Origin of the sequence: Paenibacillus sp. FSL R7-0048, assembly GCF_038004505.1 — a bacterium.
Taxonomy (GTDB): domain Bacteria; phylum Bacillota; class Bacilli; order Paenibacillales; family Paenibacillaceae; genus Paenibacillus_AQ; species Paenibacillus_AQ odorifer.
On the sequence record NZ_JBBORF010000001.1, the window covers coordinates 2257078 to 2275649 of the forward strand.

Sequence of the window (18572 nt, forward strand, 5' to 3'; positions counted from 1 at the left end):
GTAGCTAAGGGTTACATATCATTCATCATATGGAGACAGATGACCCTTGGTGATTGACCTAATCGCTAAAAACCTTGCCCAGTCATTTCATAAGCTCGGCCCAAGAAGCGAAACAAGTATGGAATGAGCGAATATTGGAAACTAAAGCAGCGTGAATTCAGGAAGCGGCTGCTAACAAAACTTAAGCGTATGTTTTCGGAGTGAGTTTTTAGAGCAGAGTAGATTCAGGAAGCGGCTGTTAACAAAACCTAAGCGTAAGCTTTCGAAGTGAGTTTTGTACGAAGACGATAGGAAGCGGCTGCTAACAAAACTTAAGCGTAAGCTTTCGAAGTGAGTTTTGTACGAAGACGATCTGAGGAGTGTACGCTAACAAAACTTTTAGGAGGAATCATAATGAGCATTCACGACAAAGCACATGAACTGGCGAAAGCCATTAAAGAGAGCAGCGAGGTATCGGATATCAGAAATGCCATGAAGGTCGTAGAAACAGATCCTGAAGCGAAAGCGATGCTGGACAATTTCCGCCAAGGTCAGATGGAGCTGCAACAACGGATGATGAGCGGAGAAATGCCTCCACAGGAAGAAATGGAAAAGATGGAGAAGCTGTTCGAGGTGCTTAACTTGAATCTTGGCATTCGTCGTCTGTTCGATGCGGAACGCCGTCTGAGCGTTGTAATCGAGGATGTAAATAAAATTATCACCGAGAGTTTGTCTCAATTGTACGGCGAATAAATTTCAACAATGAAAATCAAAAGAGGGTGTTCCCGAAGCTGGTGGCTCTGGAAACACCCTCTTTCTTGTGGCTGTGACTATAGGGCTAGCTTAAGTTCAAGCTCGACTTCGACCTCGACCTGATCCTCAACCCCAACCATCAACCTCAACCTAATCTTGTTTACCTTCGACTGCGCAGAGAAGAATACCAGCTGCCAAACCTAAGCGGCGATCAAGCTTGCCTTTTCGATCCTCCGAGAAGTCAGCCATAATTTTGGTGACAAATGGATTGAAATTTTGCTTGAATGCAGGGATCGTAGTATCATCCATCTCGATATTATATTTCTGCGGAATAATAGCGATGAAGCGGCGCAGTAGAGCCATCGCGGTGCTGTCTTCCTTGATTTTTCCGATTTCCTGATCATGACGGTCAAGAATAATCCATTCATCCTTCAAAATAGATTTGAGACCCTTACGTCGAAAAGCACCAATATGCTCACCGGACTCTGTATCGTGTACATCATAAGTAGCACTAAAATCGACCACGTTGCGGGCTTTTATGCGCAGAAGCTCCTTCTGCATGGACTCATCCGTATAAAGTGCAATGTCTTCTTTAAGCTTGAACGCTTTCATTTGCGAATAGAGCACAAGCTGCTCAGAGCTATCAAAAATATGAAGTTTCGCACCCATGATCGAAAATACTTTTTTGCGAATTATGTATTCGGTATGATTATAAGCTGCATTCAATTCAAAAACGCCTCCCTAAATGAAATCATCATCTCATATATAAGCATCTCTTGCTATATAAATGCTAACCTTTTATACATAATTTTGAAAAGGTATATATTTTTTAATGGACTTGTCTCATATTACGGGCCTCATGTTCATAGAGTAGAGATATAGATTCAATCGAATATCCTGTCTACGAAGGAGCTGTTATTAATGAGAAAAAGAAACAAGTTCAAACATGGTATCTATTTGTTGCTGGCGTTGGCCATGCTTTTGTATGCACTGCCGAAGCTTTCGCTTGCGAATGGACCGAGCTGGGTGTTTGGTTTTGGAGTTGTCTGGTCACTTTTTGCGTTTATGGTCATTGCGGCACATTTGCATTTTATTATCGGGGTTGATGAAGAAAAGACCAAACGTTTGGAAGCTGTGCGAAAAGCAAAGCTGGAGCAATGGCAGACAAAGTGGAATGAAGAAACTAGAGTTTCGCAAAGATAATAGAGTTGGCATCGGATACTAAAAAGCTAGATTAGCTTCAGGTCTCTCGAATAAGCGCGGCAGTCGTGCAAAGAGAGGCAAAAATGCCTTAGAATGTTGCGGAAAGCGCGGCAATGGTGCGAAGAGAGGCAAAAATGCCTCAGAATGCTGCGGAAAGCGTAGAAGTGGCGCGAAGAGAGGCATAAGTGCCTCAGAATGCCGCCGAAAGCGTAGAAGTCGCGAAAAGAGAGGTAAAAATGCCTTAGAATGCCGCGGAAAGCGTAAAAGTGGGGAAAAGAGAAGTATAAATACCGTAGAATGTCGCACAAAACGCGCAAGTAGCCAAAAGAAAGGTATAAATACCGTAGTATGCCGCGCAAAACGCGCAAGTAGCCAAAAGAAAGGTATAAATACCGTAGAATGTCGCACAAAACGCGCAAGTAGCCAAAAGAGAGGCATAAATACCGTAGAATGCCGCGCAAAACGCGCAAGTAGCCAAAAGAGAGGCATAAGTGCCTCAGAAAGTTGCGGAAAGCGCGGCAATGGTGCGAAGAGAGGCAAAAATGCCTTAGAATGCTGCGGAAAGCGCGGCAATGGTGCGAAGAGAGGCAAAAATGCCTTAGAATGCTGCGGAAAGCACAGAAGTGGCGAAAAGAGAGGCATAAGTGCCTTAGAATGCCGCGAAAAGCGCAGAAGTAGCGAAAAGAGAGGCATAAGTGCCTCAGAATGTTGCGGAAAGCGCGGCAATGGTGCGAAGAGAGGCAAAAATGCCTCAGAATGTTGCGGAAAGCGCGGCAATGGTGCGAAGAGAGGCAAAAATGCTTTAGAATGCTGCGGAAAGCACAGAAGTGGCGAAAAGAGAGACACAAATAACGTAGACTGCCGCGCCAAAAGACACACTCATACGAAAAAGCCCACTAGCCTAAGCCAGTGGGCTTTAATATGTTCCTGCATTGCTAGCAGGGGGCTAAATGTTATTTTCCACCCGTAAAAGGATTGATCTCATTCGTGAGATCTCTTCCAGCCTTCTTTTCTTCTGCAGATATCCGTTTACCGAGAGCCGCGTAATACCACACTGCAGGAACGAGAACCGCGAGTATAACAAGAAATTGCATAAGCTCAGCTCCTTTCACGTCGATAGTATAAACTTTTTTCCTGATCGTAGAGAGGATGGATATGATCCTCCCATCCTACCATCATGCGACCATCCCGCCAATTGTTGAGCAAAAACAAACCGATTACTTTTTACTGACCGAGCATTCTACTTCAAATACATAACTGGCGCTTCCCTGAGGCCATCTTGCATGGATGATATACAGATGTCTGCCGCTACCTGCTGCGAGTTGAAAACTATTTTTGTCCACAGAAAGGGTTTCGTCCCGTCGTTCCTCACCAGCAAATGAAGCCATAACCTCTATCTCTTTGGGTGCATATGAGAACTCGAGTTCTACCCGATCACCGCTGATGGCTTTAGGATGTACCTTTTGTTTGGAAACCAATTCATCGTAAGAAGCCATATCCACACATACGCCTTTGCCATTGTCGTTCCAGCAATAAGAGCCTTGAATAGCCTCGAACCGCTCACCGCCAACAGTAACTTGAACGCTTGGGGGCTGTGGGTTAGCAGTGTCTTCTGTTGAAATCTTATCTTTAAAAGTTGATTGAAACAAGTCCAATAGATCTTTTTTTGCTGGTATCTGACAGACGATAGTGGCCCATTTGTCCGGATTTAATGAGTAACCCACTGTTACTTCCGCCGATCCAAAAAGAGAACTCATAACTTATGCCATCCTTCATGTTCACAGTGGTGCTGTAATCGCTGGGAGCAATATCTAGTTGTCCTCTATCATATTCAGCAGTAGTTATGGCTTGAACGAAACGTTCAAACGAGGATGGATCCGAAATAGTGGCCATGGGCTGTTTTTTTTCAATTAAGTTAATAGAAACTATATTATTTGCATCCAACTCAATCTGGCCTGCTTGTTTTACTTCGTTTCCCGTATTTCCACAGCCGACCAGTCCTATAAAAAGCAAAGTAATAGTAAGTAGTAATAAAGCAGTCTTGTTCATCTCTTCAATGCTCCTTTACACATTCTTTAATTCTCAGACTATAAAAAAGAGGAAAAGGTTGCTAAATAAAGGCAGCGAATGTTTAAGGTCAGCTTAAAACGCATCAGAGATATTCAGTTTCAAAAAATTCGATTTTAAGGTGGTTTTCAAACTTACTATGTGGCAATACCTACCTTAATCGTAGATTGTGTAAGGAGAGTGAAATTCGAATTCGAAGCTTATGAATCGGTTGTACTGAGCCATTCTATCCGTGTATAATAGGTACAGTATAGTACAGATCGGAGCATGGGGGTGTAACAGTTGGAAGGTCAAGGCGATGCGATTACTAAACACGAGCAACTGCTGCAGCATATTGAAGGTCTTAAGGTAGGCACCAAAATATCTGTTCGCAAGCTCGCCAAAGAAATGCTAGTCAGCGAAGGGACTGCTTACCGTGCAGTGAAGGAAGCTGAGAATCTCGGGATAGTCATCACGAAGGAACGGATTGGTACAGTTCGTGTAGAAAAGAAACCTCGGAACATTTCAGAGCAGCTGACGTTTGGCGATGTAGTTGATATTGTTGAAGGGCATGTGCTCGGCGGGGCAAGTGGACTAAATAAACATCTGCATAAATACGTGATCGGGGCGATGAAGGTCGATGCAATGATCCGTTATATAGATGCTGACAGTCTGTTGATTGTAGGTAACCGCGATGATGTTCACTCTCTAGCGCTGGAGCAGGGTGCGGGGGTTCTGGTGACAGGGGGCTTTGGGACGAGCCGTGAAGTGAAGGCCTTGGCAGACGAGCTGGATCTTCCCATTATTTCTTCGAGACATGACACGTTTACCGTCGCTTCAATGATTAACCGTGCCATTTTTGATAGATTGATAAAGAAAAAAATTATGCTGGTAGAGGATATTATCGACAGCAAACCGCGCCTGAATACGTTAAAAATCTCTAGTACCGTCGGCGAGCTACGACAGGTTTCTGAGGAAACTGGAGAGCAGCGCTTTCCCGTTACGGATGAATGGAACCGAGTCATCGGCATTATCGGTCGCCGCGATGTAGAGGAATTGACGGAAGGCCAGATCATTGAAAAAGCGATGATCCGCAGTCCGGTTACGGCTGCACTGCAAACCTCACTAGCCTCCGCGGCCCAGATCATGATGTGGGAAGGCGTGGATTTTCTGCCCATAGTGGACCGTAACCGTAAACTGGTAGGCTCCCTAACCCGTAAAGAAGTGCTGCAAAGCTTACGCGATGTCCGGAATCAACCTCAGCTGGGAGAGACTTTTGATCATCTCATTTGGAATGGTTTTGCGGATGAGCGGGACGAAGAGGGACGATTGTTCTTCCATGGCTTTATTACGCCGCAGATGGCCACGGATCTTGGGACGATTTCTGAAGGAATATTGTCTACGCTTATGACGCTCTCGGCATTTAAAGCAGCTAAGGACATCACAGGAAATGATTATGTACTAGATAATATGTCCACTTATTTTATCCGACCGGTACAGATCGAACATGCGATCATTGTAATGCCGAGACTGCTCGAAATCAGCCGCCGTACCTGTAAGCTTGAAATTGAGATCAGCCACTCGGATACTCTGGTAGCCAAAGCTGTTCTGATGCTGCAATCCATTGATCATGGCTAAAAATGGTTTGCTAGCTGGATAGCATACGGTAAATAGGATCGTATACATGCTAAATAGACTGCCCTCATCATTGAAAGAGAGGGGAGTCTATTTTATTCTTTCTATTCCGTCAGAACAGCAGCTAAGTTTTCGACTAGTGTTGTTCCTGGCTGCGGCTGCGACTACGGCTGTAAAAACTATAGCTGCGTAGCCCCGAGAAGATGTTGAACGCACCAATCAGCAGAAAAGCAGCTTCAACAATGATATTAACGGTAGAGCCGCGAAACAAAAACATGGATATCAAGGACAGCGTTACGAGCATAGCACCGAGCATCACATTCATGACGGAGCGTTTCAGCCCTTTATCTTGGGGATTTAAGGCACGGCGGGAGGATATGCTGAACACAGCGGCACCGATTACAAAGATCACCAGCAGGATAAACAATAAATACTTGATAAATAAAACCATGGACAGCCAGCTCCTTTATCGTGTCTTGCAGTAGCCAAGAAGTAATTTCCACGTCTGTCCATTATTGTATCACACGATGGCTGTCAGCTGCGCTTAAAAGGACTGATTTCTACCCAGATTTGCAGGACGCCTTCCATGACGAGCATGGTTCGGATTTTGACAGAGTATTCCTTGTCACGCACAATGTATAGCTTACCATCCAACAGCAGTCTAACCAGTTTGCTGTCTGTATCAATATCGAACATGCTGCGGCCGCGCATCGGTTCCAGATCTGAGCCCATTTGGCTTATGATTAATTTTACAGTTACGGGGTCAAGTGGGGTATCTTTTTTGGATTTGCTTTCCTCCGATCGAATTTTGATTTCTCTGATCACGGTTGAGGTATTATTGTATTTTTTGAGTGTCTGAATATCTTTTTGATATTGCTCGATCTGTACACGCAGATCTTGATTATGCAGCCATAATACGTTATATCCTACATGGTAAATAGCATTGTATATGACAGCTCCTACGACGATCCCTAGCATGAATATAGCGGAGATCTGGGTGAATCTGCGAAAACGACTGAATGGTGGAACTCTCACTGGCGTTACCCCCTGCCGCACACCCATTTTACTAGCTCACTGCCCATATGGGCTCCTAGAAAAGCGAAGGCAAGATACATGATTTGTTTGATGGCGGGGGAGAGGTTGCCTCCAATCATGTTGCTTTCAATGACCCGTAAGGGGTCCATAGTACCTCCTACAGCGGCTGCTAGTGCCCATATTTTAATCCGATCTGCCACATCCAGCATCGTTTGCGTCGGCGGTTGCAGGGATACAACGGCGCCGATTCCGCCGAGCATAGCTCCGCCAAGCACGATGCCGAAGGCGATAAAGAAGTCGAGGATAGCTTTGCTCATAAAAATGCTCATACAGGCCCCTTCCCGGACGAGGCATTTACAAGCTTTGCCTGTCCTTATGCTCTTAATCCATTCTATGGGCGGGTCCCCCTTTAATATGATAAAATAGTTTCATCTTATGTTTGATTTTTGCAGTAGAGAGGAAGTGGGGTTATGAGCCCTTTCGTGCATTTGCATGTGCACAGCGAATACAGTTTACTGGACGGGGCGGCGCGCATTACCGATCTCGTGCGCCGGGCCGGCGAATACGGCATGAAGTCGCTGGCGCTTACGGATCATGGAGTGATGTACGGGGCCATCCCCTTTTATAAAGCGTGTAAAGAGAATGGAATCAAGCCGATTATTGGCTGTGAAGCTTATTTAACCGCGGGTTCACGCCGTGAGCGGGGCAGTCGAAAAGATCAACCGATCTACCACTTGATTCTGCTCGTCAAGAATGAAACCGGCTACAAGAACCTGATGAAGCTGATCTCTATCGGCCATCTGGAAGGCCATCATTATAAACCCCGGATCGATATGGAAGTGCTGGCAGCTCATTCAGAGGGGATTATTTGTCTTAGTGCTTGTCTTGGCGGAGAAGTGCCGCAGCATCTGCTGCATGGACGTGATGAGGAGGCGCGCAAGGCTGCGCTGCGATATAAGGCGATTTTTGGCGAAGATTTCTATCTGGAGCTGCAAGACCACGGGATCTCCGAGCAAAAGAGAGTCAATCCCAAGCTGATCGCCCTTGCCGAGGACTGTGAAATTCCACTTGTGGTGACGAATGATGTCCATTATTTAGCGAAGGAAGATGCTGAGGTTCAGGATGTGCTGATCTGCATCGGAACAGGCAAAACGGTGGATGATGAGGAACGTCTCAAGATCGGAACAGATCAGCTGTTTCTAAAAAGCAGCGAGCAAATGGCGGCATTGTTTCCGCATGTGCCGCAGGCTATCGCCAATACCTTATTGATCGCAGAAAAATGTAATTTGGAGCTGACCTTCGGCAATCATATTCTGCCTGCCTATTCTCCGCTCCCTGAAGGCATGGATTCCGCTGCTTATTTGCGTGAGCTGTGCTGGAAGGGGATGGAGGAACGATATATAGATACACCGCAATGGACTACACCTGAGCAAAGAGAGACGGCTGAGAAGCGTCTCACCTATGAACTGGGCGTTATCGAGAGTATGGGCTTCAGCGATTATTTTCTAATTGTGTGGGATTTTATTGCTTATTGTCATCGTCAGGGAATTGCTACGGGACCCGGACGGGGATCCTCCGCGGGTAGTCTCACCGCATACTCTTTGCGAATAACTGACGTGGACCCATTGAAATATAACTTGCTCTTTGAACGTTTTCTAAATCCAGAACGGATCACCATGCCGGATATTGATATCGATTTTAGCGATGAACGGCGTGATGAGGTTATTGGTTATGTAGTGGAGAAATACGGCAAAGAACATGTGGCGCAAATTATTACTTTCGGAACTATGGCTGCACGGGCTGCCGTTCGTGATGTAGGCAGGGTGCTGAACTTGCCTTATAACGAGGTAGACAAAGCTGCCAAGCTTATACCTGGTCAACTAGGGATCAGCCTTGCCAGGGCGCTGGAGAGTACACCAGATCTTAAAGCACTGTATGATAGCAATCCAAAGATTAAAGGGTTGCTGGATATGGCTATGAAGGTGGAGGGCATGCCCCGCCATGCTTCGACACATGCTGCTGGGGTTGTTATCTCGAAAGGTCCGTTGACCGATGCAGTCCCACTTCAGGAAGGTAACGAAAGTACGGCGTTAACCCAATACTCTATGGAGCATTTGGAGAGTGTCGGGCTGTTGAAAATGGATTTTCTGGGTTTGCGCACGTTGTCGATTATCGAACGCTGCATGAATTCGATTAAAGAAATGAGCGGAAGTGTTCCGGATTTCCGTGTTATCCCAGATCATGATCCAGCTACGTATGAAATGCTTGGGGCTGGTGAGACAACAGGGGTCTTCCAGCTGGAGTCGGCGGGCGTTAGACGAGTACTTAAAGATCTGAAGCCTAACGGCTTTGAAGATATTGTATCGGTTCTAGCGCTGTATCGTCCCGGTCCGATGGAATTTATCCCGAAATATATAGCAGGCAAACACGGTGAGATTGAAGTAGAGTATCCACATTCTGATTTGAAGGCTATTTTAGCGGACACCTATGGGATCATTGTGTATCAGGAACAGATCATGCAGATTGCTTCTCTGATGGCGGGCTTCTCGTTAGGAGAAGCGGATCTGCTCCGTCGAGCGGTCTCAAAGAAAAAACGTGAGACGCTGGATAAGGAACGGAGCCATTTTGTTCAAGGCAGCTTACAGCAGGGGTATAATGAAACGGATGCAAATGCTGTTTATGACATGATCGTGCGCTTTGCTGATTACGGCTTCCCGCGTGCTCATGCCGCGGCTTATGGAGTACTGGCTTTCCAGACAGCCTATCTCAAGGCACATTATCCGGTGCAGTTTATGGCGTCTATGTTGACCGCTGTAATGGGCACTCACCGCAAGGTAGCGGAGTATGTGCTGGACTGTCGCCGCACAGGCATCGGCGTGTTGCCGCCGGATGTGAACGAGAGCGGCGTATTGTTTACTCCGGTTCCTGGCGAAGGAACCGGAACCGGGCATATCCGCTTTGGACTCGCAGCCATTAAGAACGTCGGCACGCTGGCAGTGGAGAACATTATGGCGGTCCGCAAGGAGCGGCCGTTCGACAGTCTGCTAGATTTCTGTCGACGTGTGGACCTGCGGGTCTGCAATAAGCGGGTAGTGGAATCTTTGCTGCAGGCGGGAGCTTTTGACTGTCTGCCGGGTCATCGCGCCCAGCTGCTGGCTATGCTGGACGAGACGGTTGACGCTGCGCTGAAATGGCGCAAGGAGCGGGATGAACTGCAAATCCAGCTGTTCGACGATTTGGTGGAGACACCGAACTGGGAAATCCGCTATCCGGATATCCCTAAGTTCACCATTGGCCAGCAGCTGGAGATGGAACGTGAGCTGCTGGGGTTATATCTTTCGGGCCATCCGCTTGATGATAGCGCGGAACTGCTTGAGGAGCCCGGCATGCAGCGGCTGATGGATCTTGGTGAAGCTGCGGATGAGAGCCAGACGGTTACGGCCGGAATGGTAGTATCCGTTAAGGAAATTACGACGAAGCAAGGAAAATCGATGGCCTTCGTCGAATGGGAAGATCAGATCGAGCGCTGCGAGGTCGTACTCTTCCCTGAGGTGTGGAAGCGAAGCCGCAGCTTGATTGCCAAGGGCGCGCTGCTGGCCTTGCGCGCTAAGGTTCAGCAGGAAGACGAAGGCTTCAAGCTGCTGGCCGAGGAAGTGGCGCTGCTGTCTGCGGAGGCTCTCCGCGGGCTGTTGCAGCGCCGCAGTGCCGCCGCGTCCCGCTCGTACAGCGCGGGACGCTCGGCCTCGGCAGGAGCGCCGCCACGCGGCGCAGCTCCTGCTTCCCGGACCAGCGGTGCCGCCACTGGTCCGGCTGCCAGGCCAGCAGGCGGCACAACGCCGCCTGCAACACCTGCACAGGCCGCGCCAGCAACAGCGGCGACCTCAGGCCAGCGTGTCTTTATCAAGATCACGCCGGCCTCAGAGAATGCAGCGTTGCTGTCGCGCCTGAAAGAGCTGCTGCAGAATCATCCCGGTCCTGCTGCGACGCTTCTGTTTTATGAACAGGATCAGAAGCTCCTAGCTCTTAGCGATAATTATCGAATTAAGCCGTCCGAGGAACTTTTCGCGGCGATCGAGGTTATGCTGGGTGCAGGTACGGTAAGAATAAAATAAGAACAATTCTCCCCTTTTCCGCATACATTAGGAAACCACAGGGCACATCCCTGTACGGAAAGGGGAGTCGCAGCATGTCCTATCAAATGGCAGTAGATCTGTTGGAACGCAGAGGTGTATCACTTTCCTCCATTGCTGAAATTGTATATATTTTACAATCGGTTTATTATCCTGGTTTAACCAAGGATGAATGTCTGTCCAGCGTCAAGTCTGTTTTGGGCAAAAGAGAAGTGCAGTATACTTTAATGACAGGTGTTGCTCTTGATGAATTAGCCGAGAAAAAACTGCTTCCACAGCCGCTGCAGGCGGTAATGGAGGCTGATGAATCCCTCTACGGAGCGGACGAGACTCTGGCGCTTGGTATTACAGGGGTATATGGGATGATCGGACTGACAGGTTTTGGGTATTTGGACAAAATAAAGCTTGGAATCATTGGTGAACTGAACGATGATAAAGGTAGGATTCATGTATTCTTGGATGACCTTGTTGCCGGCATTGCTGCCGCCGCTTCCGCCAGAATTGCTCATCGGCATGAAGGGGCAAAAGTATATCCTTTAGGCACGGACAAGGAATAATTGAGCCCCTTTATTTCGTTTGAACAAGTTCCTCAGTCTTGCTTCCTATGCCCTACTCCTGTTGCGGGAAAAAAGAAAACTGTGTTATCATAATTCCATTATACGGGATACGGCTGGGAATTAAGATTGGGGAGGCCTTGCAGGGCATGTGGACGGTAATATATATCGCGCCGACCGCCAGAGTGGCGGATATGATTAAGAGTAAGCTGACAGAAGAAGGTTTTTTGGTAGAATGCCGTCCAATCAATATGTCCAAGCAGCAGTTTGAGATATTGGTTCCTTCAGGTGAGCTGGAGGAAGTACAGGAAGTCCTTAATCTTATTCTGCATCCCTGAGTTTCTTACAAGACAAAAGTCATGACAGCGGCAAGCTGCATAACGCAAATAAACGGCTGAAGAGGTGCGGGTGTGTTCAAAGATTTATTTCAGAAGAAACGGAAGTACGCGACTATTCCTTCAGAACGTCTGGAGCGGAGCGGCGGGCCTGCGGAAGGCGAACGCCCCAAACGTGAAATCCCTGAAGGATTAATGAGCAAATGTAATAAATGCGGAACGATCCAGTATAGTAAGGAATTAGAGAAGAACCTAAAGGTATGTCCTAATTGTGGTCACCACTTGCGCCTAAATGCTGTGGAGCGCATTGCAATGACATTAGACCCTGAGGGCTTTATTGAGTTTGACAGTGAAATGTATTCTATCGACCCGCTGAAATTTCCGGGTTACGCTTCCAAAGTGGAGCAACAGCAGCTGAAATCTGGACAAACTGAAGCCGTAATTACGGGTCAGGGTTCCATTGGTGGCCATCCAGTCATCGTAGCTGTGATGAATTTTGAATTTTTCTCAGGCAGCATGGGCTCTGTAGTAGGGGAGAAGATCACCCGTGCGATAGAAGAGGCCACAGAGCAACAGCTTCCACTCCTTATTTTCTCTACTTCAGGTGGAGCGAGAATGCAGGAGAGTATTCTTAGTCTAATGCAAATGGCGAAGACCAGCGCTGCGCTGGCTCGTTTTAACGAGGTTGGAGGTCTTTACATCTCGATAATTACGGATCCTACTACCGGTGGAGTATCTGCGAGTTTTGCCAGCCTTGGTGATATAATTATTGCAGAGCCTGGAGCGGTATTTGGTTTCGCAGGACGTATAGTCATTGAGCAGACCATTCGCCAGAAGCTTCCGGATGATTTCCAGACCGCTGAATTTAATCTTCAGCATGGGTTGCTTGATATGGTCGTGCACCGCAAAGAAATGCGCGCTACATTGACTAAAATTTTGGAGCTGCATGACGTGAAAGGGGGATTTTAGGTTGGCAGGAGAGTTGCCTTTTGAAATGCCTCTGGTAGAAATGCGCAAGAAGATTGCTGAACTGAAGCAGTTTGGCGAAGAGAAGGGTATTGATTTTACGGACGAGGTAGCTAGGCTGGAAGAACGATACCGTGTGCTGGAGGAAGAGATATATTCTAATATTTCTCCTTCGCAAAAAATGCATTTGGCTAGACATCAAGGACGTCCGACTTCCCTTGATCTTATGGGGCAGATCTTCACTGATTTTATTGAACTCCACGGTGATCGGATGTTTGGGGATGATCTTGCTATTGTAGGTGGCATCGGTAAACTAAATGGGTTGCCGGTTACAGTTATTGGCCAGCAGCGCGGTAAAGACACCAAAGAGAATATTTTACGATTCTTCGGCAGTGCACACCCTGAGGGCTTCCGTAAAGCGCTGCGTCTGATGCAGCAAGCGGACAAGTTCAAACGTCCCATTATTACCTTCGTGGATACGAAAGGTGCATACCCAGGCAACACAGCCGAGGAAAGAGGTCAATCCGAAGCGATTGCCCGTAATTTACGCGAGATGTCTCAGTTTGGTGTTCCTGTAATCTGTGTGGTCATCGGTGAAGGCGGAAGCGGTGGCGCCCTGGCATTGGCGGTTGGGAATAGAGTGCTCATGCTGGAACATGCCATTTATTCGGCGATATCTCCTAACGGAGCGGCCTCTATTCTGTGGAAGGATGCTTCGAAGGCTGATCAAGCGGCAGAAGCCATGAAGATAACGGCTGCTGATCTGCTTGAGATGGAAGTTATAGAAGAGATCGTACCAGAGCCTAAAGGCGGCGCTCATCGGGATTACGAAGCAACAGCAGCGGCGATTAAGGATGCATTATGGCGGCATCTGCAGGAGCTAACCCAGATGAACTCAGTGGAATTGAAGGATGATCGATACCGTAAATTCCGTAAAATTGGTGAGTTTGCAGAGGCTCAGCAGGAACAAATTTTTATTGAAGAAGAAGTGAAGTCAGAAGTGTAAAAGTGCAAAATCATTTGCACTTTAAGACATATAGCTATACTTAGTGGGTCTTTTGGATATAGTGTAAAATATACAATTTATTGGAATTAAAATAATCTCGATCCACTAACGGGATTATTTTAATTTTTTTTATGTTTACAGAAAATTCGACTTAAAGTTACACCCAAAAGTGCCTACAACATTGATTTTGTGTCTGGTTTGCAGTAATATTCATAAGGGCGTACTTAAAGGCACATGTGACAAAGTTCCTATTTTATTAGTTAGCCTTGTAGTAGATTTTGTAGTTGGAAAAAGTGAGACAGAGAGAACGAAAAAACGGAGGAAAACCTAATGCGGAAAAGTAAAATTGTATGTACGATCGGACCTGCGAGTGAATCGTTGGAGAATATCAAAAAATTGATTTTGGCTGGTATGAATGTGGCCCGTCTGAATTTCTCCCACGGCGATTTCGAAGAGCACGGTGCTCGGATCAATACGATCCGTCAAGCATCTAAGGAACTGAACAAAACAGTTGCTATCCTGCTCGATACTAAAGGACCGGAGATTCGCACAGGCAAGCTGGAAGTAGAACCGATTGAACTTGTTCAGGACGAGTACCTGACACTGACTACGGAAGAGATCCTTGGTAATCAAGATCGTATTTCCATCACGTACAGCGAACTTCCTAACGATGTTCAAGTAGGATCCACAATCCTTATTGATGACGGTCTGATTGGTTTGACAGTTGTCGACATTCAAGGTACAGAAATCAAGACCCGTATTGTAAACGGTGGTACGATTAAGAGCAAGAAAGGCGTTAACGTACCAGGAGTAAACATCTCCTTGCCGGGTATTACGGAAAAAGACACCAACGATATTCTTTTTGGTATCGAACAGGACATCGATTTTATCGCCGCTTCCTTCGTTCGCAAAGCTAGCGACGTTCAGGAAATTCGTGAGCTGCTTGAGAAAAACAACGCTTCTCACATCCAAATCATTTCCAAAATCGAAAACCAACAAGGTGTTGACAACCTTGATGAAATTTTAGAAGCTTCTGACGGCCTGATGGTTGCTCGTGGTGACCTTGGTGTTGAAATCCCAGCTGAAGATGTACCTTTGGCTCAAAAATTGATGATTCAAAAATGTAACGTTGCTGGTAAACCAGTAATCACAGCTACACAAATGTTGGATTCCATGCAACGCAACCCACGTCCTACTCGCGCTGAAGCAAGTGACGTAGCAAACGCTATTTTAGATGGTACAGATGCAATCATGCTTTCCGGAGAAACTGCTGCTGGTAAATATCCAGTAGAATCCGTACTTACAATGTCCCGCATTGCTGAGAAAGCGGAATCCGCTCTGAACCACCATGAAATCTTCATGAAACAACAAACTGCACAAGAAACTACAGTTACAGAAGCAATCAGCCAATCCGTTGCAATTTCTGCTTTGGATCTGAACGCTAAGGCTATCATTTCTTCGACTGTAACAGGTCATACTGCACGCGTTGTTTCTAAATACCGTCCTAAAGCACCAATCATTGCCGTTACAACACAAGAAAGAACTATGCGTCAATTGTCCCTCGTTTGGGGCGTAACGCCAGTGTTCGGACAAGTTGCATCTTCCACAGATGAGCTGTTGGAAACAGCAATCAAAGGTGGTAAGGATTCCGGTCTGGTTCAAACTGGTGACCTAGTTGTGATTACTGCAGGAATTCCACTTGGACGTTCTGGTTCCACTAACTTGGTAAAAGTAAGCACAATCGAGTAGTTCTCGATTGGCTTCACCTGTTTAACAGGTTCCATAAAGCTTAATTAAAGGGTTGTCTCAACTGTAGTGAAAATCTACAAGCGAGGCAGCCCTTTTTTTCGTGTTTATCAACATATTCGATTGAAGATTATGTTAAATCCATTTATGCTGTTAGTAACAAATCTTGAATGATAGGTTCGAGTATTTTTATTTGGGGTATGTTCGTTTGACAGTAAAAGAATCCCCACGATGGTTTGGACAAGAAGGAACGGCGATAGTAGCGTTATTTTGCACCATGATTCCTCCCATATTGAGAGTGAGCCTCGGACTTTTGCCATTAATTCGACAGCAATAGAAGCAAGTAGGGGAGACACGCGCCAGCTTTGCAATTGAGCCGTCTACCTCGGGAGCCTCCATAATCCATTCACCAGAGGTTTGTGGTCCGGTATATCGCTGTAATGTTCGAAAAATCCAATTTCGGCTCAAATTGCGGAGCGTAATCGTCCATTTGTTGCGGCCTACCTTCGTGATGTTCGCTTTTATATGGTCTCCAGGGCTCACTGGAAGGGGAATTACCGTTTCGACATCAGGAAGGATTTCCCACCAAGCGTAATACCGGGCACGGCCATTTACGAATTCATGGCCTGTACCCGTTTGGATCAGGCTGCTGTTCTTGAAACCGTCAATACCAATCCAAGCAGAGGAATAGGAAGGTTTAGAGGTTGGTTTTACATATGGAACGATCCATTCACCGGCAATGCGGTTAAAAGCCCCCTTTTTTCCAGTGATCGTATATCCGCTCCAGTTTGTTGAAGACCAGCCGAAGCCGGAGCTTTGAAATTTGTTCGAATTAGATTTGTCTTTTAGACATGGATGATTGACCCGATTAGAATTTTGCTTATCATTCAACTTGTCCACCGCCTTTATAGTACTGCTATATTAAATGCGGTGATTACATAGGAAGTACGGGTGTTCTGCTAAAATATAAGAGAGTGCAATGCTTGATTTAAGAAGCTGGAGAGGATTTGTAGCTTAAAATGGAAAAATTATCGAAGCTGCGTGGCTTTTATCTGTTTTTAGGATTGGCCGGCGGTTCATTTGGCTCATATCTAACGCTGCTGCTTGTCCACAATGGACTTGATAGCGGGCAGATAGGTATACTAATGGCAACAGGCACGCTAATTGCGATCACGATTCAGCCAATATGGGGAATTGTCTCGGATCGGTATAATCAGACGCGTTTGGTACTAATCCTAAGTGTGGCGATACCGGCTTTATTAGCCGTCTTTTACCGTTCGGAATATTTTATAGTGTTACTGCTGGTGTATACCCTCTCTACAATCTTTTCCTCGACACAGGCGCCTATAGCCGATTCTTACGCGATTTCAGCGGCGAAGAGGGCTGGGGCTACTTATGGCAGTATAAGGCTTATGATGAGCATTGGAGCGGCTGTGGGAGCCTATTTAGGCGGATTGTATGTATCGTCCTTCTCTGTATCCACGATATGGCTGCCCTTTCTTATGTTTAATCTGATTGCGGTTCTTATTGCATTGACGCTGCCGAAGCAGGCAGAAGAGAATCATATGATGCGGCAATCGTTTTCTCAGGGGGTTAAAAAGCTGCTGGGGAATCGGGTGTTCCTAGCGTTTTTGGGTGGCAGTTTTCTTGTGAACCAGACGATGACTGCTTTTGGAACCTACTTCGTCATTGCGTTTCAGTCGGTTGGAGGTTCAACTCGTTATGCAGGAATTGCGCTTTTCCTCGCATCTGTAACGAACGTGCCCTCCATGCTGTTTGCTTCCAAGGTAATCAAAAAGCTGGGGCGCGAGCGGACGCTGCTCCTTGGCGCACTTATTTATGTCTTGCGGTGGGGTATTCAGGTGGCTTTCCCTTATCCATCCGTAATGATTGGAGTGCAGGTACTGCATGGTCTGTCATTCGGGTTCTTTTATATTGCTGCCGTTGAATATGTATCTCAGATCACCTCTAACGAGATGCAGGCGACTGGGCAAAGTGTTTTTAATATGGTGTTCTCGGGTTTTGCCGGTGTTGTTGGCAATTTATTAAATGGATTCTTGCTCAATCAAGGCGGCGTAGAAGTGATGAACCTGTCTTGTATGTTGAGTTCAATTGCAGGAGCGATGCTGCTATTTTATGTCGCCAGAAGCTCCCGAAGCAAACTATCGACGACAAAGCTATCTTCAGACGGGGCCCGGGCCTAAAGCTCTCCCTGCTGCCTATGCCGAAAGGAGTATTTATAAATGGAATTACAGCAAGACGGCTTGCGAAGCCGGTGGTATGAGTCTACCCTGCGTGTTCGATACCAGGAAAGTGATCAGATGGGCGTAGTGTATCATGCGAATTATTTGAACTGGTTTGAGTCTGGCCGTACGGAGTTGTTACGTCAGCTTGGCTTTACTTATCGTGAGCTTGAGAATCAGGGAGTGCTGCTGCCTGTTACCTCAGCCGATTTGCAATTTAAAAGTCCGGCGCGATATGATGATCTTATCTCCGTGTATGCGCGAATGACTACCTTTTCGGCGTTAAGAGTCGCATTTGAGTATCAGGTGCGGAGGCTCTCGGAAGCAGAAGGTAGGAATTTAGAGGGTTCAGCGGCTACTTTGGGACAATTGCGGTCGATGGACCTCCCCGGGGAACTGCTGGTTACCGGCTCGACAAATCATGTTTGGGTGAATCGAGAATGGAAGCCTGCCAGGCTGGATAGAGCCCTTCCGGAGCTGTTTCACGCGATTAAAGGAGCGCTGCGGGAAGAAAGGGGTTCTGTATGATTAGAAGCAAATGGTTGTGGGCTGCATTATTTATCATTCCTGCCGTGGAATTATTCGGCTTTATCTTTGTAGCAGATCAACTTGGAGCATTCAAAACGCTGCTGCTTATGTTGACGACCTCGGTTATCGGACTATTGATGATGCGTTTCGAAGGGAATAAAGTGCTGCAAGACAGCAGAACACATATGCAGGAGGGACGCGTTCCTGGCCGGACGATGCTGGATGGCCTATGCATTTTTTTCGGTGGCTTACTGCTGATCTTACCTGGCTTCATAACGGATATTGTAGGTTTCTCCTTGGTGTTTCCGTTAACTCGGCCTTTGTATCGTATATTTTTGCTGAAGTGGATTGAGAAAAAGATGAAAAACGGCACCTTCACCTTTTACCGCCGCTAGTCATCATCAAAACAAAAA

At 46.7% G+C, this 18572-nt stretch carries 20 protein-coding genes; 12 read left to right on the forward strand and 8 right to left on the reverse strand.

Going from position 1 to position 18572, the window contains the following annotated elements:
• Positions 1–393 precede the first annotated feature (393 nt).
• Positions 394–732 carry a YlbF family regulator gene (locus tag NSQ91_RS09790; protein WP_036683973.1) on the forward strand — a complete coding sequence of 113 codons (339 nt, stop codon included), beginning with the start codon at positions 394–396 and terminating at the stop codon, positions 730–732.
• 150 nt (positions 733–882) lie between these two features.
• Here NSQ91_RS09790 and NSQ91_RS09795 read toward each other — a convergent pair whose 3' ends face one another.
• The gene (locus NSQ91_RS09795) at positions 883–1458 is read right to left on the reverse strand and encodes a hypothetical protein (protein ID WP_076124891.1); all 576 of its coding nucleotides are present in this window, start codon (positions 1456–1458) and stop codon (positions 883–885) included.
• 195 nt (positions 1459–1653) lie between these two features.
• Here NSQ91_RS09795 and NSQ91_RS09800 point away from each other — a divergent pair, with 195 nt between their 5' ends.
• Positions 1654–1935 (forward strand): hypothetical protein, encoded by a 282-nt coding sequence (locus tag NSQ91_RS09800; protein WP_076202990.1) that lies wholly within the window; start codon positions 1654–1656, stop codon positions 1933–1935.
• A 953-nt stretch (positions 1936–2888) separates the two neighbouring features.
• Here NSQ91_RS09800 and NSQ91_RS09805 read toward each other — a convergent pair.
• From NSQ91_RS09805 to NSQ91_RS09815, 3 genes are all read right to left on the reverse strand, one after another.
• Positions 2889–3029: a hypothetical protein gene (locus NSQ91_RS09805; RefSeq protein ID WP_175617313.1), complete on the reverse strand. Its 141-nt coding sequence runs from the start codon at positions 3027–3029 to the stop codon at positions 2889–2891.
• A 123-nt stretch (positions 3030–3152) separates the two neighbouring features.
• Positions 3153–3584, reverse strand: a complete 432-nt coding sequence (locus tag NSQ91_RS09810; RefSeq protein ID WP_076304380.1) for a hypothetical protein — start codon at positions 3582–3584, stop codon at positions 3153–3155.
• Positions 3565–3984: a hypothetical protein gene (locus NSQ91_RS09815; RefSeq protein WP_076184276.1), complete on the reverse strand. Its 420-nt coding sequence runs from the start codon at positions 3982–3984 to the stop codon at positions 3565–3567. Before NSQ91_RS09815 ends, NSQ91_RS09810 begins: the two co-directional genes overlap by 20 nt.
• Before the next feature lie 300 nt (positions 3985–4284).
• On the opposite strand from NSQ91_RS09815, the gene NSQ91_RS09820 reads away from it, so the two are divergent.
• The gene (locus tag NSQ91_RS09820; RefSeq protein WP_076124897.1) at positions 4285–5619 is read left to right on the forward strand and encodes a DRTGG domain-containing protein; all 1335 of its coding nucleotides are present in this window, start codon (positions 4285–4287) and stop codon (positions 5617–5619) included.
• A 133-nt stretch (positions 5620–5752) separates the two neighbouring features.
• On the opposite strand, the gene NSQ91_RS09825 is transcribed toward NSQ91_RS09820, so the two are convergent.
• The 3 genes from NSQ91_RS09825 to NSQ91_RS09835 form a co-directional block, all read right to left on the reverse strand.
• Positions 5753–6067, reverse strand: a complete 315-nt coding sequence (locus NSQ91_RS09825) for a YtpI family protein (RefSeq protein ID WP_076124899.1) — start codon at positions 6065–6067, stop codon at positions 5753–5755.
• Positions 6068–6150: 83 nt separating this feature from the next.
• Positions 6151–6651, reverse strand: coding sequence for a DUF4044 domain-containing protein (locus NSQ91_RS09830; protein WP_076304381.1), 501 nt, complete (start codon positions 6649–6651; stop codon positions 6151–6153).
• Between the two features lie 5 nt (positions 6652–6656).
• Positions 6657–6980, reverse strand: coding sequence for a YtrH family sporulation protein (locus NSQ91_RS09835; protein WP_036678886.1), 324 nt, complete (start codon positions 6978–6980; stop codon positions 6657–6659).
• A 141-nt stretch (positions 6981–7121) separates the two neighbouring features.
• Here NSQ91_RS09835 and NSQ91_RS09840 point away from each other — a divergent pair, with 141 nt between their 5' ends.
• The 6 genes from NSQ91_RS09840 (at position 7122) to pyk (ending at position 15391) form a co-directional block, all read left to right on the forward strand.
• Entirely contained in the window at positions 7122–10763 is a 3642-nt protein-coding gene (locus NSQ91_RS09840; RefSeq protein ID WP_076304382.1) for a DNA polymerase III subunit alpha, read from the forward strand.
• A gap of 74 nt (positions 10764–10837) precedes the next feature.
• Positions 10838–11338, forward strand: a complete 501-nt coding sequence (locus NSQ91_RS09845) for a phosphatidylglycerophosphatase A family protein (RefSeq protein ID WP_036678892.1) — start codon at positions 10838–10840, stop codon at positions 11336–11338.
• A gap of 146 nt (positions 11339–11484) precedes the next feature.
• Positions 11485–11673: a hypothetical protein gene (locus NSQ91_RS09850; RefSeq protein ID WP_036678895.1), complete on the forward strand. Its 189-nt coding sequence runs from the start codon at positions 11485–11487 to the stop codon at positions 11671–11673.
• Positions 11674–11745: 72 nt separating this feature from the next.
• Positions 11746–12639, forward strand: coding sequence for an acetyl-CoA carboxylase, carboxyltransferase subunit beta (gene accD / locus NSQ91_RS09855; protein WP_076124903.1), 894 nt, complete (start codon positions 11746–11748; stop codon positions 12637–12639).
• 1 nt (position 12640) lies between these two features.
• Entirely contained in the window at positions 12641–13642 is a 1002-nt protein-coding gene (locus NSQ91_RS09860) for an acetyl-CoA carboxylase carboxyltransferase subunit alpha (RefSeq protein WP_036678900.1), read from the forward strand.
• A 330-nt stretch (positions 13643–13972) separates the two neighbouring features.
• Positions 13973–15391: a pyruvate kinase gene (gene pyk, locus NSQ91_RS09865; protein ID WP_038569666.1), complete on the forward strand. Its 1419-nt coding sequence runs from the start codon at positions 13973–13975 to the stop codon at positions 15389–15391.
• Positions 15392–15577: 186 nt separating this feature from the next.
• Here pyk and NSQ91_RS09870 read toward each other — a convergent pair whose 3' ends face one another.
• Complete coding sequence (locus tag NSQ91_RS09870) at positions 15578–16279, reverse strand: G1 family glutamic endopeptidase (protein ID WP_076124905.1); 702 nt, start codon at positions 16277–16279, stop codon at positions 15578–15580.
• Positions 16280–16407: 128 nt separating this feature from the next.
• Here NSQ91_RS09870 and NSQ91_RS09875 point away from each other — a divergent pair, with 128 nt between their 5' ends.
• From NSQ91_RS09875 to NSQ91_RS09885, 3 genes are read left to right on the forward strand one after another with little or no spacing between them, the layout of a single operon-like run.
• Complete coding sequence (locus NSQ91_RS09875; protein ID WP_036678905.1) at positions 16408–17592, forward strand: MFS transporter; 1185 nt, start codon at positions 16408–16410, stop codon at positions 17590–17592.
• 39 nt (positions 17593–17631) lie between these two features.
• Positions 17632–18159: an acyl-CoA thioesterase gene (locus NSQ91_RS09880; protein WP_038569667.1), complete on the forward strand. Its 528-nt coding sequence runs from the start codon at positions 17632–17634 to the stop codon at positions 18157–18159.
• On the forward strand, positions 18156–18554 hold the full coding sequence (locus NSQ91_RS09885) for an FxsA family protein (protein ID WP_076124906.1): 399 nt from the start codon (positions 18156–18158) through the stop codon (positions 18552–18554). Before NSQ91_RS09880 ends, NSQ91_RS09885 begins: the two co-directional genes overlap by 4 nt.
• Positions 18555–18572: the final 18 nt, after the last annotated feature.

Bases quoted from the DNA above. Each gene is read 5' to 3' on its own strand.
- NSQ91_RS09790 (WP_036683973.1), top strand. From the start codon at position 394: ATGAGCATTCACGACAAAGCACATGAACTGGCGAAAGCCATTAAAGAG.
- NSQ91_RS09800 (WP_076202990.1), top strand. From the start codon at position 1,654: ATGAGAAAAAGAAACAAGTTCAAACATGGTATCTATTTGTTGCTGGCG.
- NSQ91_RS09805 (WP_175617313.1), bottom strand. From the start codon at position 3,029: ATGCAATTTCTTGTTATACTCGCGGTTCTCGTTCCTGCAGTGTGGTAT.
- NSQ91_RS09815 (WP_076184276.1), bottom strand. From the start codon at position 3,984: ATGAACAAGACTGCTTTATTACTACTTACTATTACTTTGCTTTTTATA.
- NSQ91_RS09825 (WP_076124899.1), bottom strand. From the start codon at position 6,067: ATGGTTTTATTTATCAAGTATTTATTGTTTATCCTGCTGGTGATCTTT.
- NSQ91_RS09835 (WP_036678886.1), bottom strand. From the start codon at position 6,980: ATGAGCATTTTTATGAGCAAAGCTATCCTCGACTTCTTTATCGCCTTC.
- NSQ91_RS09840 (WP_076304382.1), top strand. From the start codon at position 7,122: ATGAGCCCTTTCGTGCATTTGCATGTGCACAGCGAATACAGTTTACTG.
- NSQ91_RS09845 (WP_036678892.1), top strand. From the start codon at position 10,838: ATGTCCTATCAAATGGCAGTAGATCTGTTGGAACGCAGAGGTGTATCA.
- NSQ91_RS09850 (WP_036678895.1), top strand. From the start codon at position 11,485: ATGTGGACGGTAATATATATCGCGCCGACCGCCAGAGTGGCGGATATG.
- pyk (WP_038569666.1), top strand. From the start codon at position 13,973: ATGCGGAAAAGTAAAATTGTATGTACGATCGGACCTGCGAGTGAATCG.
- NSQ91_RS09875 (WP_036678905.1), top strand. From the start codon at position 16,408: ATGGAAAAATTATCGAAGCTGCGTGGCTTTTATCTGTTTTTAGGATTG.
- NSQ91_RS09880 (WP_038569667.1), top strand. From the start codon at position 17,632: ATGGAATTACAGCAAGACGGCTTGCGAAGCCGGTGGTATGAGTCTACC.
- NSQ91_RS09885 (WP_076124906.1), top strand. From the start codon at position 18,156: ATGATTAGAAGCAAATGGTTGTGGGCTGCATTATTTATCATTCCTGCC.